A 12,945-nucleotide genomic window follows, 5' to 3' on the forward strand; every position below is an offset into this window, starting at 1 on the left:
ACTACACCCTTCCCAAAATCATTAAACCATAGTTTATCAGAATCCCCTTATTGTGAAAAGGTAAATCCATCGACAATCGTTTTGATTTGTTTTATAATAATTATATCATTTAATTTCTATAGGAAAAGAGGGAATGTTCATGGCTGAAATAAGAATTCGCAATACAGAGGAACGGATTCAAGGTGAAGAGGCTGTTCGTGCATTTCTAGAACAGCAAGAGGTGCTTTATGAGCATTGGAACCCAAGCAAGCTTACAGAAGAATTACAACAGAAATTTGTTCTTACCGATGAGGAGAAGCAGCAAATTTTAGCCACATATGACGAAGAAATTAAAGAGTTAGCTGAACGTCGCGGCTACAAAACATGGGACATCATCGCTTTGTCCGATGCTACGCCAAACCTTGACGAACTTCTTAAAAAATTCGAGAACGTTCATACACATACAGAGGATGAGGTTCGTGCGATTACAGCAGGACGCGGCATCTTCATTATTAAAGGTACGGACGATGTTGGTTATTTTGACGTTGAGCTAGAGGCTGGCGATGTAATCTCTGTACCGGAATACAAGCCACATTTCTTTACGCTCATGGACAACCGTGAGATTGTAGCGGTTCGTTTATTCATCGAAACGGAAGGCTGGATTGCCCATCCTTTCGCAGATGAGAAATTTGCTGCCAAACAAGACTAAGCTAGACTGATTTTAAAATAATGCAAGCCCCTCGCGAGCAGCAGTTGCTGACTCTGAGGGGCTTTTTGTTACTATTATTTAGGAATCAAGCAGCTGAAGCAGCTCTTCTAAATGTTTGATTTCATGTGTTGGCACGATCTCGTCATTCCTTACAACGTTATGACGGTTAATCCATACCGACGTCATTCCGATTGAATTCGCACCTAGAATATCGGTAGTTAACTTATCTCCTACCATGATACCATGATCCGTTTCGATCCCCAAACGTTCCAACGCGTGCTTAAAAATCGAAGCCGCCGGTTTGCCTTGTCCGAACTCACCTGAAATTATAATATGATCAAAATAAGGAATCAGTTCCGGTACACCAGCCAGCTTTTCACGCTGCAAGTCCGGCGATCCATTCGTCAGCAGCAGCAATTTGTATTTGCCTTTCAGCGCATCAAGTACGCGGAAGGTTTCTTCGTAAACGATTGGGCGTGAGCGTCTTTCCGCAGGAAATTGCTCTGCCAGCTTAGCGCCTAGCTCCTCGTCATCAATGCCTAGTGATTTTAAGCCTTGGGTCCAAGCTGCTTTACGGTAGCCAGGCGCAAGCTGCTCCAGCTTGCGGAACTCTTCCTGCTCCCCTTCAAGAAAGGGTGCCCATAGTCCTTCAAACGGATTAATGCCGATCATCTTTGTAAATGCGAACGTCTCGTAGGATTCATACAGTGATCTAGCTTCACGGCGTACGGCTTCCTCCAGAGCGTCAGGATCAACGCCCGTAACCTCTGCTGCGGCCTGGCATGTCGCTTCAAATGATTCCTTTACGCTGCGGTCGTCCCACAGCAATGTATCGTCCAAATCAAATAATACTGCTTGTTTAGCCATCGTAGTCCAAACTCTCCTGCCTGTTTATTTTTGTTGAAATGGAATACCGTTTACTTGAGCAAAAACTTGAAGTTTCTCGGCGATTTCATCCGTTGGAAAACGGTTGGTCAGCTTAGAGAACATCCAGTTGCCGCCTTTGTGCTGCTCTACGATAACGTAGCCCTTTTGAGCCACGATGCCTTTAATTCCGGATACCGGAATCCGTTTGTCACCCGTTAGACGGCGGGATTGCACAAAATCTTTGCCAATCGTTATGTATGGCCTGCGGAAGAAGAACAAAGTGGCTAGCAAAATGTAGCAGCCAATCGTAACCCAAAACATGGTATCCATTTTGAATTCGGATGAGCCTGACATTAAAAAGACATACATGCCAATAAACAAAATCAACATGATCGGTGCTATGTAATTCCGTCCGACAATTTTCTCTGATTTCTCAGCATTAAAAACGATTTGGCCATTCCCTTGCTTCTTGCGATTCTTATTTACGACACTCATATTTTTGCGCACTTTGCGCTCCCAAGAACGTGACAAGCTGATTCTCCTCCTAATGGAACTTCCTATTCAAACGGTCTACGGAACTTTTCAATAAAACGATTCGGATAATCCTCAGGCAGCGCACTTACCTGATCCAAACGATCCCATATCTCACTTGGCATTTCCCAGCCGATCGCGCCTATATTGTCCTCAAATTGCTCTAGCTTGCTTGCACCAAAAATGGGTGATGTAATGCCTTCGCGCTGAATAAGCCAGCGAAGCGCAACTTGTGCAGGTGTTTTGCCAAGCTCGTTAGCTGCTTCCAAAAGGGTATCGAGTATAACAAAATTTTTGTCGGTTGCTCGTTTGTCCCAGGCGCTTTCTCCTACTTTAGATGTCAAACGACCCTCTGTTGGGGTGTCTCTGCTGTATCTTCCCGTGAGGAAACCTCCGCCTATCGGCGCCCATGGAATAATACCCACGTTTTCTTCCAAACAAAGGGACAGCATTTCACGATCCATTTGCCTGCTTACCAAACTGTACTGAGGCTGTAACGAGACAAAGCGAACATACCGGCTGGCATCGCTATAAGCCAAAGATTTCATTAATTGCCATGCAAAAAAGTTAGAGCATCCGATATAGCGTACTTTACCCGATGTTACCAAATCATCAAGCGTACGTAGCGTCTCTTCAATTGGCGTCGCATGATCCCATACATGGACCTGATACAGGTCTATATAATCCGTCTGCAGCCGCTTTAGACTAGCCTCGACTCCGTCCAAAATATGTTTGCGAGACAGGCCGGCTCCGTTAATATCGCTAGAAGTAGTCATGCGAACCTTGGTTGCTAGCACGATATTAGACCTTTTGTTCTTGATCGCTTTGCCAACAATTTCCTCTGAACGGCCACTTACATACACATTGGCTGTATCCAGAAAGTTACCTCCGCGGTCAACAAACCGATCAATCATGGTTATGGAATCCTCTTCGTTAGTCGTATTGCCAAATGTCATCGTTCCCAGACATAGCTCCGATACAGCAAGTCCACTTCTGCCGAGTAATTTGTAATTCATTTAAACAACCTCCCATGGCTATTTAATGGTTATGCAATACTTCATTAATGCTTGATATTGTCTTGGTCGTCAACGATTTCAATGGTATCCAGCTGCTGGCGGAAATTGTTTTTAAAATTTTCCAAATATAGCTTACGAAGCCCATCTCGTTCAATCGTTTCTTCATCGGTAAGTCCTACCGATTTATTTTTACGAGCCAGCTCGTTGATACGTTCAATTATTTTTGAAAACTCCATTACTTGCTCTACTCCCCTCATGATGAAAAAACCTCTACCCTATACTTTGACATTTCAACCGATGAGTTGTCAAGGCAGAGCAGAGGGATATCCTTTTAGTTATTCCAAATCGAATAGGAAGATTATTGCAAAACGACCTGATCGCCTGGCTTTAGTCCATCTAGAACTTCCGTCAATTCTGGCGTCTCAAGGCCGATCTTGATTTCTCTACGTTCATATTGCCCGCTGCCATTATCATACATAACGAAATGTTTATCCTTTTCCCGAATAATCGCAATGGAAGGAACAGCAGTCGTGTTTTCCTTTCGTTCGGTTTCAATAGCGCCGCTCAGACTCAAGCCAGCAATCAAATATTCGTTTGGCTCCAGCACGATAACGACTTCAAATTGAGCAGCTTGATTCAGGTTATTCTGATCTGTACCCGTTTTCGCAAATTTGGATACTTTTTGTACTTTGCCCGCAAGTTTTAGCTCCTTCATTGCATTCATTTTTACTTGAACGATCATGCCGGTCTTAATTCGAAAGATGTCTTGTTCTCCAACCAAGGCAATAAATTGCAATTTATTCAAATCGACGACCTTCCCAACATATTCGTTATCTGTCAGTACCTGTGGGCGCTTATTGGGATTATCGAACAAAAAGATGCCTGTCGCCGGTGAATGATAGATCGCCTTATTGAGCTTTGTTTTCTTTTCTTTCAGCTCATTCGCTTGAATTTTGGTAGTTACTGCATTGGTCTCTTTAGTCAAGCGGGCAATTTCTCGATCCACCAATTGCTTCTTCCGGGCTTCCTCTGTAAATTCGAGCGGCGCTACATCAGCGCTTTGCTGGTTAAGATAATCATTTAGCTCGCCTTCCAATTTGATTTTGCGCATCGATGCTTCCATCTGCAAAATCTCATTTTGAACCGCAGTCTGATCGAGCTTGAACAAAACATCACCTTTCTTAACCTGCTGTCCATCCTCAATGGACCAGTCCGTTACTTCCGAGCCAAATGGCGCATAAACAAGCGTCTCTTGCTCGTAGAGCGACTTCCCCTTTACTTCAACTGTATTTGAAATCGTCGCCTTGGTTACTTCGAATGTTATTGGCTCGTTATCCATGGTCATTTCCATCTGACGCGAAGGATTGCCTATTTTGTATAATCCGAAGCTAATGCCAATAATAATAAGTCCAATGATTCCCCATTTAATTTTCTTCTTCATTTTTAAGCTCCTTCATCCATCCTAAATTAATCACGTCTAATCGCGGTGAGCGCGTCTGTGCGCGAGGCGCTGATTGCCGGGTAAATCCCTGATAAAATACCGGTTGCAAGCGCAAATGCCATGCCGATCGGTATCGTTACTAATGGAATGAATATAATAACAGAATCCTGTTCACCCGATAAATTCATAATCAAAGCGTTAATGCCCCATACAATCCAATAGGAAAATAATACGCCAAGCAAACCGCCAAGCAAACCAAGCAATGCTGCTTCAACAATAAACATATTTCGAATTTGTCCTAGATTAGCGCCTAACACCTTCATAATGCCGATCTGCCTTCGCCGCTGATAGGTTGACATGGTCATGGCTACAACGATGGATATCGAAGCGATAATCAGAATAAATACACCAATGCCGAGTGCGGCGGCTTTAATGATTTTAAATTCACTCGCTAGGCGTTCTTTTTGATAGAGATTCGTTTGCGTAGTGACGGTTAGCTTCTGCAGCTGTTTCTCTACTTGCTCAATTTTGGACTGCTCATCCACCTTGACGATAATGGAATTATAACTATCTCCTGTATCGTCGCCGCGCTTAAGCTCCTTACTTAGAATTTCTGCTGTTTCAAGCGATATGTACCCCTTCTTGTCATACATGATTTGATCGTCACTAACTCCTGCTGGCTTTTTCAAGACCCCGACCACCCTCAGCGGCATACTGAGAACCGGACCATCATTAGAATACATGCGTAGCTGGATCTGCTTCTGATAGAGAGCTGTAGGTACTCGGTTTAAGTTTTGATATTGCTGAAATACCGTTTCATCGTAAGGATTTGCGTTCAATTGATCTTGTATATTTTTCCTTGTCAGTTCGTCGACTAGCCCCATCGTAGCACCATAGCTTAATACGATGGTACCTTCCATATCCGAAGACCCGCCTTGCATAAAAGAGTTGCCAAAAGCAGTTAGCATATTCAAGTCTGTGCCGATCACCTCTGTCGCATTTTGAGCCATGAGACCGTCTATGGTCGATAATTCCATATAGTCTAGCTGGCGATACGGCGAAGCAGCTTTCACATGCTGGATCTGCCTCATAACATCCAGCTTTTGTTCGGTCAACTTGCCTTGGTCTTGCAGCGTAAGATCTGTAGGAGATGAATTCCCACCCGTCTTGACACCTGTATTCGCGGTCACTGTTATTTCATCCATCTTCAAATAGCTGTTCATTTGCTTCTCAATGTACAACTGAGCAGATTCTCCTATACTCATGGCTACTATAATGGCCGCACAGCCGATCGATATACCCGCCGCGCAAAGTGCCGTAACCACTTTTCTCCGCTTGACCTGATCCCAGGACAAGCGTGAAATATCACTAATTCTCAATTTGCGTTCCTCCTGCCACTATTCCTTCCTGTACAGTCTCCTGCTCGGTTACCAAGTAACCGTCACGCAGCGTTATGATTTTCTCGGTTTGAGCCGCTACTTCACGCTCGTGCGTGACAATGATAAACGTGGTTTCCATCGTTTTGTTCAACCTCTTTAAGATCATAATGATTTCTTCTTCGGTTTTTGTATCCAGATTACCCGTAGGCTCATCTGCAAATATAACGGAGGGCTCCGTAATGAGTGACCGTGCTATGCTTACGCGCTGCTGTTGACCGCCTGATAATTGAGAGGGAAACAGCTCAGCTTTATCTGGAATGCCCACTTGTTCAAGCAATGCAAGTGATTTTTTCTTTCGAATAGATGGGTGGATCGATTGAAATACAAGAGGAAGCTCGACATTTTCCCTAACTGTCAAATTGGCGATTAGCTCATAGGCTTGAAAAATGAAGCCAATATGCTTTCTCCTAAACTCCGCCAGCTGATTCTCGTTCATCGTTACAATGTTATGATCAGCAATAAATATTTGACCTTCCGTTGGCTTCATTAAGCCGGCCATCAAATTCAGCAGCGTAGACTTTCCTGAACCCGAGCTTCCTAATAAAGCTATCATTTCACCCTTATGTACATCAAAGTTAATTTGCTGCAGAACAGCAGTCGATTCATTACCATTCATAAAGGAATGGGATAGTTGTTCAACTCTTAACAATTCAGCCTCTCCTTTCAATCCTCTTTCATAGACGAACAAATAGGGGGCAACCCCTGCACTTACGCAAAAAAACTTTCTCAAACAAATAGAGTACCTTAGTCTACTTGTTTGAGAAAGCTTATATGGGAATACAATATTATGATATTTAAATTTAAATCACTTGTTACAAGCTAGGAATAATCAGCTTCTGGCCAGGCATGATTTGGGCGGATTGCAACGCATTGCGATCCTTAATTAAATAAACTACATAACGAATATCCTGGCTGCCATCCGTGAATTGCTTAGCTATACCCCATAGGGTGTCCCCTTGCTGAACCATAATTGTGTGTTCTCCAATAACGGCCTCCTCAGGCTGATTGCCTGAAGCGTATGTTCCCATTAGCAAGAAGCTAGTGAATAGTAATATGAAAAAAGCAGTACATACAACAAGCTTTACTGCATGCTTCTTCGCAAAACGTAAGGCCGTATGGCCGATTCTTGTTGCTTTGGCTTCTTCTTGCTTATGAATCGTTCTATAAAAACTTGGACTAGTTATCATCTCTCAGCACCCCAAACGTTTGTTCTGTTTTTAGATTACACGAACAAACGTTTGGTGTCAATCTCAAAAATGCGAACTTCTGTACTTAAGAACTTATGTTTGTACGAACTCCGGTTCTATGTTATAATTTTCTACAAACCTACTAATGGAGTGATCGCAGTGTCGAAGATTTCTAACCGACAACATTCGATTCTTGAATTTATTAAGAATGAAGTCCGGGAGAAAGGCTATCCACCCTCCGTTCGAGAAATCGGCGAAGCTGTTGGATTGTTATCCAGTTCAACCGTTCATGGTCATTTGGACCGCTTGGAGAAGAAGGGCCTGATTCGCCGGGACCCGACTAAGCCTCGTGCAATTGAAATTTTAGATCAAGAAGGTGTTGACGGCATCATTCCCCTATCTGTAGCTAAAGTGCCGATCGTCGGCAAAGTTACAGCGGGAGTTCCGATCACCGCTACCGAAAATATCGAAGAATATTTTCCACTTCCTGCCCACTTTGTGGGTGACAGCAGCGTGTTTATCCTGAATGTCATGGGAGAGAGCATGATTGAAGCCGGCATTCATGACGGTGATTACGTAATTGTTCGTCAGCAGCAAACGGCTAATAATGGAGAAATCGTTGTTGCCATGACTGAGGATGATGAAGCTACTGTTAAGACGTTTTACAAGGAAAAGAATCATATCCGCTTGCAGCCGGAGAATTCCACGATGCAGCCGATTTTGCTTCAAAATGTAACTATATTAGGTAAAGTAATTGGACTTTTCCGCGATTTTCACTAAGGACAAATAAAGGTATACATAAAGAAGAGACTGAATCGATGCATAAGCATCTGGATTCAGTCTCTTTTTTCATTGTGTTGGGAAATTATTGTATCATTATTGCGGAATTATACTAACCTTTTCCGAAGTAATAACGCAGAAAAATGCCGCTTTTTATGTTCAACGAGTCTATGACGGTCAAGCTTCGGATAATCATATAGGTATCCTTCGTAAACCACGCGAAAGGGTTCATTCATCAGAAAATCATGTGGCGTAACTAAAGTCGATGGGCGATCCCAATGGCGTATCCCACTTCTCCGCAGCGCTTCTGCTACAAACTGAGAGCAAAAATAAGAATGAGCAAGGCCCATATTTATGTTGCATAACACCCCTACCAGCCCAATTAAGTTATAGCGGTATTTATTTTTTCCCTTCTCGAATTCCTGAACCAACTGAATAACCTCATTACGCTGCTGAGCAGTCACTTCGATTTGAAGCAATACACATCTTGTATTCTGGTAATGGCGAAACGTCCCCTCATAAATATCTTCCTTAACAAAACCTGCAATAAAGGGATTTCTCGCTTGTTTGCGTCCAAAGCTATATACTTCCTCCAAGTCATCATCTATGACAAGAGAAGCGTGGTTATAGGGGGCACCTGTAAATCCTTTGATTAGTCTTGTGAAACAAGTCCCTGTATCACTTAGAAGCACATAGATGTAATTCGTTAGTTCATGCTTTGTATCGATCTCCGTCATGCTGCTCACCTCATTATCCGTCTGTTGTCCTTCGTTCCGGACATGACTTCCTGATATGAATATAGCAATAGGAAAAGCTGCCGAATAGTACCAACTCTTTATGGTACCAAAAGCATGATCAAGATTTGCTCGTAGAAAAATGAAACATTAATGTACCTCCACATTAACGTGCCTGTATATTTCTTTGATTCGTAGTATCCCTCTCCCCAATAAGCAGCTGCACCACAATCATAACCACTATGACTGCCAGCATTAACACAAACGCGGGGGTAAAGCTTCCGCTGTAGTCATGCACTAATCCGATAACTAATGGACCCATCGCACCAATAACATAACCGCCACTTTGTGACAAGGCTGACCAGCTACCTGCCTCCTCCGCATTGCTTGTTTCAACGATCGGAAGCATTAGCGCAAGCGGGAATAGGCCACCAGCACCAATACCCAGACTTATTACAGCCAACATCACCGGCATATGAAGCATTAACATGATTATCCCTGCAAGCTCAAACATACTACATAGAACAAGAAACCATTTTCTTTTGCCAAAGCGGGAGACCATTGCAGGAATAACCATGGAAACCGGGATTTGAACAATTGTAAATACGGTTAAAATAATGGCTGCACTCGTTTTGCTGTGGCCCATGCTTTGAGCAATCGGCGATATCCACGCTGTGAGTGAATAAAAAATACTAGCCATTAAACCGAAAAACAAAGTGAGCAAAAGAGCGCGTTTATTTCGGAAAGGCAGCTGGGAATGATTTTGTTTCATACCAATCGATTTATGACGAATGAGACCAAGCCATCCTACTAGCGCTAGAATTCCAAGCAATGACCAGATTCCGAGCGTTAAAGTTAAGCTTTGACTGCTTCGTGTATAAATCGGAATAGCCAAGGCGGAAGCGAGTCCCGCACCTACCGTCATAGAAACCGAATAGACACTTACGATTCCAGGGTTGCTGGGAAAATATTTTTTTATAAAACCTGACAATAATGGCCCTGCTAAGCCGATCCCAATCCCCGCGATAAAGGCTGTTATTATCAGCATCATGACTGAACCCGCAATACCTCGCATTGCTGTTGCAGCGGTGACAAGAACTAACGCGATAAAGATCGATCGTTCCAAACCTACCCGATCTCTCATTTTAGTCGCAAAAGGTGCAAATATTCCCATACAAAGTACGGGTAAAGTGGTCAATAAGCTAATTGTAAAACCACTCATTCCCAAAGTCGATTGAATGGTTTCCAGTAACGGCGCAACTGAAGTGATCGTTGGCCTTAAATTAAGTGCGGCTAGACAAAGGACAAGCAGCAAATAAAAGGTTCTCATAAGTTTCTCTCCTCTACACTTTCTGTCTGTGTTACCTGAGTATAGAGACGAATCATTCATTGATCAATACTATTGTTTCTATTATAATAATAGAAAATAACTATTTAATGAGGAGTTATATCATGGATACTCGTCATATGAACTATTTCTTAGCTGTTTGTGAGCATCTCCATTTTACAAAAGCAGCAGATGAGCTTGGCATCAGCCAACCAACATTAAGCCAGCAAATACGAGTGCTTGAAGGCGAGCTTGGCATGCCCCTCTTTGATCGCGTAGGCAAACAAGTCATTTTGACCGAGGCCGGTATGCTGCTCAAGCTACATGGGGGTAGAATGCTGCAAGCCGAAAGAGATGCCAAAAACGCGATTACCGAATTGTTTTCAGGAGAACGCGGAATGATTCGTCTTGGTGTGCTTCCCTCTGATTTAGATTTTCTGTTCGTGCCTCTGTTTATTCAATTTCATCAAGCTTATCCCGCAATACAACTTCAAGCCTACTCCACGATTCGGATTCAAGAAGAAGTACTCACCAACAAGGTTGATATTGGCATCGGACTCCAAAGCATTCCGGACAATCGATTAGTGCAAATACCGCTTGGCTCAGAGGCATATCATTTATTAGTTCCCGATACAAGTCCGTTAGCTGATCGAAAAGAAATTGGACTTCATGAGTTAGAGGACATCCCACTAGTGTTGTATCCCCTAGGATTTATTGGACGAGACATCGTAGAAACCACATGCAGGGAACAAGGTGTCAAGCTCAACCCCGTAATGGAGACAACGACAGCTATCTCTATTCTTCAACTAGTACGAGCTGGAATAGGTGCCGCTATCCAACCAGAAAGACTGCTTAAAGGCACTTCACAGGAAGAAGGGCTTATTGGCATACCATTTCGTGAACATGCCCCTGTTCGTCATTTAGAGCTTGTCTATCGCTCCGACCGCTTCATTAGCAAAGCACAGAAACAGCTTGAAAATAGGCTTGTTGATTTTTTTAAACAGAGGGAAAGTTGAAGAAGCGTAAATTGTCGACAGTGAAATGCGATAAAGCAGAGATAACTTGTATAGCTAATTTGTAAGATAGCAAAAAAAACCCGCAACGCTTTAAGCGTTGCGGGTTTCAGCTTTTAGTAAAGAGTCAAATACTGATCCCGTTCCCATTGGTGAACTTGGGTGCGGTACATATCCCATTCGATTTCTTTCAGCTCGTAGAAATGTGCAAGTGCGTGATCGCCGAGTGCTTCGCATACGATATCGCTTCTTAGCATCTCATCAAGTGCTTCTTTCAAGTCGAGCGGCAAGCTTGGAATACCTGCATCCTGACGTTCTTCTTCTGTCATGATGTAGATGTTACGGTCTGTTGGAGCCGGCAAAGGAAGCTTGTTCTGAATACCGTCAAGACCTGCTTTAAGCATAACCGCAAGCGCTAGGTAAGGGTTAGCTGCTGGATCCGGGTTACGAACCTCAACGCGCGTGCTGAGTCCGCGTGAAGCTGGGATACGAATCATAGGCGAACGGTTGCTTGCAGACCAAGCAACGTAGCAAGGTGCTTCATAGCCAGGGACCAAGCGTTTGTATGAGTTAATAGTCGGATTAGTAATAGCAGCCATCGCACGGGCGTGGAGAAGAATTCCAGCCATATAATGGCGAGCGGTAGCGCTTAAGCCTAGCTTGTCCTTCTCGTCATAAAACATGTTTGTGTCATCTTGGAACAACGATTGGTGACAGTGCATGCCTGAGCCGTTTACACCAAACAAAGGTTTAGGCATAAACGATGCATGCAAGCCATGCTCGCGGGCAACCGTTTTGACAACAAGCTTAAACGTTTGAATTTGGTCGGCTGCTTTAATGGCATCCGCATATTTGAAATCAATTTCGTGCTGACCAGGAGCTACCTCATGGTGGGAAGCTTCGATTTCAAAGCCCATTTCCTCAAGCGTCAAAACGATTTCGCGGCGACAGTTCTCACCCATATCCATAGGCGCAAGGTCAAAATATCCACCTTGGTCATTTAGTTCTGTCGTAGGCTCGCCCCGCTCATCTGTTTTGAACAAGAAGAACTCAGGTTCAGGTCCAACATTCATCGCTGTATAGCCAAGCGCTTCCGCTTCTCTCAATGCACGCTTAAGAATACCGCGTGGATCTCCTGCGAAAGGTGTACCGTCAGGCATATAAATATCACAGATCAGACGGGCAACGCGGTCTTGGGTTACCCATGGGAATACAACCCATGTATCTAAATCAGGGTACAAATACATGTCGGATTCTTCAATACGAACATATCCTTCAATGGACGAGCCATCAAACATCATTTTGTTATCCAAAGCTTTCTCAAGCTGGCTAACCGGAATTTCTACGTTTTTAATGGTTCCAAGCAAATCCGTAAACTGCAAACGGATGAACCGAACATTTTGTTCCTGTGCAATACGTCTAATATCATCTTTAGTGTAACTCACAGAATCATCTCCTTGGTTGGCTAATCGATTGTTATAATTGTCAATCTAGCGCTTATTTAAGAATCGAGTCAATTGACCCTGAATGAGCGAGGCCTGACCCGGTCTCTTCTCTAGCAATTGCTGCTTCAGCAAACGATGCAGCTGCTGATCGGAAAGCTCGCGGCGCTTCACTTCCGATTGCTCACTGACGATCGTCGCATCATCCGATTCTTTCGATACCGGATTCATAACTTGCTTAATGCCGGCGATATTAACGCCCTTCTCAATCAATGATTTAATTTCCAAAAGCCGTTCTACGTCATTAAACGAAAATAACCGTTGGTTTCCTGCTGTTCTAGCAGGTACGATCAATTCATGCTGCTCGTAATAGCGGATTTGGCGGGCCGTTAAGTCCGTCAGCTTCATTACGATGCCGATAGGAAATAAGGCCATATTTCTGCGAATATCATCAGCCATGTCGCATCAACCTTCCAGTCG

General features: G+C 43.6%; 15 protein-coding genes. 3 read left to right on the top strand and 12 right to left on the bottom strand.

What is annotated here, in order from left to right:
- The first annotated feature begins 139 nt into the window (after positions 1-139).
- Positions 140-688, top strand: a complete 549-nt coding sequence (locus tag E0496_RS09460) for a 1,2-dihydroxy-3-keto-5-methylthiopentene dioxygenase (protein WP_141501326.1) — start codon at positions 140-142, stop codon at positions 686-688.
- A gap of 78 nt (positions 689-766) precedes the next feature.
- On the opposite strand, the gene E0496_RS09465 is transcribed toward E0496_RS09460, so the two are convergent.
- The 8 genes from E0496_RS09465 to yneA form a co-directional block, all read right to left on the bottom strand.
- Positions 767-1,555, bottom strand: a complete 789-nt coding sequence (locus E0496_RS09465; RefSeq protein ID WP_141501327.1) for an HAD family hydrolase — start codon at positions 1,553-1,555, stop codon at positions 767-769.
- A gap of 24 nt (positions 1,556-1,579) precedes the next feature.
- Positions 1,580-2,086: a hypothetical protein gene (locus tag E0496_RS09470; RefSeq protein WP_141501328.1), complete on the bottom strand. Its 507-nt coding sequence runs from the start codon at positions 2,084-2,086 to the stop codon at positions 1,580-1,582.
- Between the two features lie 26 nt (positions 2,087-2,112).
- Entirely contained in the window at positions 2,113-3,102 is a 990-nt protein-coding gene (locus E0496_RS09475) for an aldo/keto reductase (protein WP_141501329.1), read from the bottom strand.
- 44 nt (positions 3,103-3,146) lie between these two features.
- Positions 3,147-3,338 carry a DUF896 domain-containing protein gene (locus E0496_RS09480; RefSeq protein ID WP_139999210.1) on the bottom strand — a complete coding sequence of 64 codons (192 nt, stop codon included), beginning with the start codon at positions 3,336-3,338 and terminating at the stop codon, positions 3,147-3,149.
- Positions 3,339-3,460: 122 nt separating this feature from the next.
- Positions 3,461-4,543, bottom strand: coding sequence for an efflux RND transporter periplasmic adaptor subunit (locus E0496_RS09485; protein WP_141501330.1), 1,083 nt, complete (start codon positions 4,541-4,543; stop codon positions 3,461-3,463).
- Positions 4,544-4,569: 26 nt separating this feature from the next.
- On the bottom strand, positions 4,570-5,922 hold the full coding sequence (locus E0496_RS09490) for an ABC transporter permease (protein WP_141501331.1): 1,353 nt from the start codon (positions 5,920-5,922) through the stop codon (positions 4,570-4,572).
- The gene (locus E0496_RS09495) at positions 5,912-6,631 is read right to left on the bottom strand and encodes an ABC transporter ATP-binding protein (protein WP_141501332.1); all 720 of its coding nucleotides are present in this window, start codon (positions 6,629-6,631) and stop codon (positions 5,912-5,914) included. Before E0496_RS09495 ends, E0496_RS09490 begins: the two co-directional genes overlap by 11 nt.
- A gap of 163 nt (positions 6,632-6,794) precedes the next feature.
- The gene (gene yneA / locus E0496_RS09500) at positions 6,795-7,169 is read right to left on the bottom strand and encodes a cell division suppressor protein YneA (protein ID WP_141501333.1); all 375 of its coding nucleotides are present in this window, start codon (positions 7,167-7,169) and stop codon (positions 6,795-6,797) included.
- Positions 7,170-7,328: 159 nt separating this feature from the next.
- Here yneA and lexA point away from each other — a divergent pair, with 159 nt between their 5' ends.
- On the top strand, positions 7,329-7,949 hold the full coding sequence (gene lexA, locus E0496_RS09505; protein ID WP_141501334.1) for a transcriptional repressor LexA: 621 nt from the start codon (positions 7,329-7,331) through the stop codon (positions 7,947-7,949).
- 107 nt (positions 7,950-8,056) lie between these two features.
- Here lexA and E0496_RS09510 read toward each other — a convergent pair whose 3' ends face one another.
- Complete coding sequence (locus E0496_RS09510) at positions 8,057-8,686, bottom strand: hypothetical protein (RefSeq protein ID WP_141501335.1); 630 nt, start codon at positions 8,684-8,686, stop codon at positions 8,057-8,059.
- Positions 8,687-8,849: 163 nt separating this feature from the next.
- Entirely contained in the window at positions 8,850-10,013 is a 1,164-nt protein-coding gene (locus E0496_RS09515; protein WP_141501336.1) for an MFS transporter, read from the bottom strand.
- A gap of 59 nt (positions 10,014-10,072) precedes the next feature.
- Between E0496_RS09515 and E0496_RS09520 the strand changes: the two genes are divergently transcribed.
- Positions 10,073-11,026 carry a LysR family transcriptional regulator gene (locus tag E0496_RS09520; protein WP_241674664.1) on the top strand — a complete coding sequence of 318 codons (954 nt, stop codon included), beginning with the start codon at positions 10,073-10,075 and terminating at the stop codon, positions 11,024-11,026.
- Between the two features lie 113 nt (positions 11,027-11,139).
- Here the strand turns inward: E0496_RS09520 and glnA are convergent, their stop codons facing one another.
- Together glnA and E0496_RS09530 are read right to left on the bottom strand one after the other, a co-directional pair.
- Positions 11,140-12,468, bottom strand: coding sequence for a type I glutamate--ammonia ligase (glnA, locus tag E0496_RS09525; RefSeq protein ID WP_141501337.1), 1,329 nt, complete (start codon positions 12,466-12,468; stop codon positions 11,140-11,142).
- A gap of 45 nt (positions 12,469-12,513) precedes the next feature.
- Positions 12,514-12,924 (bottom strand): MerR family transcriptional regulator, encoded by a 411-nt coding sequence (locus E0496_RS09530; protein WP_053376247.1) that lies wholly within the window; start codon positions 12,922-12,924, stop codon positions 12,514-12,516.
- Positions 12,925-12,945 lie beyond the last annotated feature (21 nt).

The sequence above is a fragment of the Paenibacillus luteus genome (assembly GCF_006542765.1).
In the GTDB taxonomy this organism is placed as follows: Bacteria; Bacillota; Bacilli; order Paenibacillales; family Paenibacillaceae; genus Pristimantibacillus; species Pristimantibacillus luteus.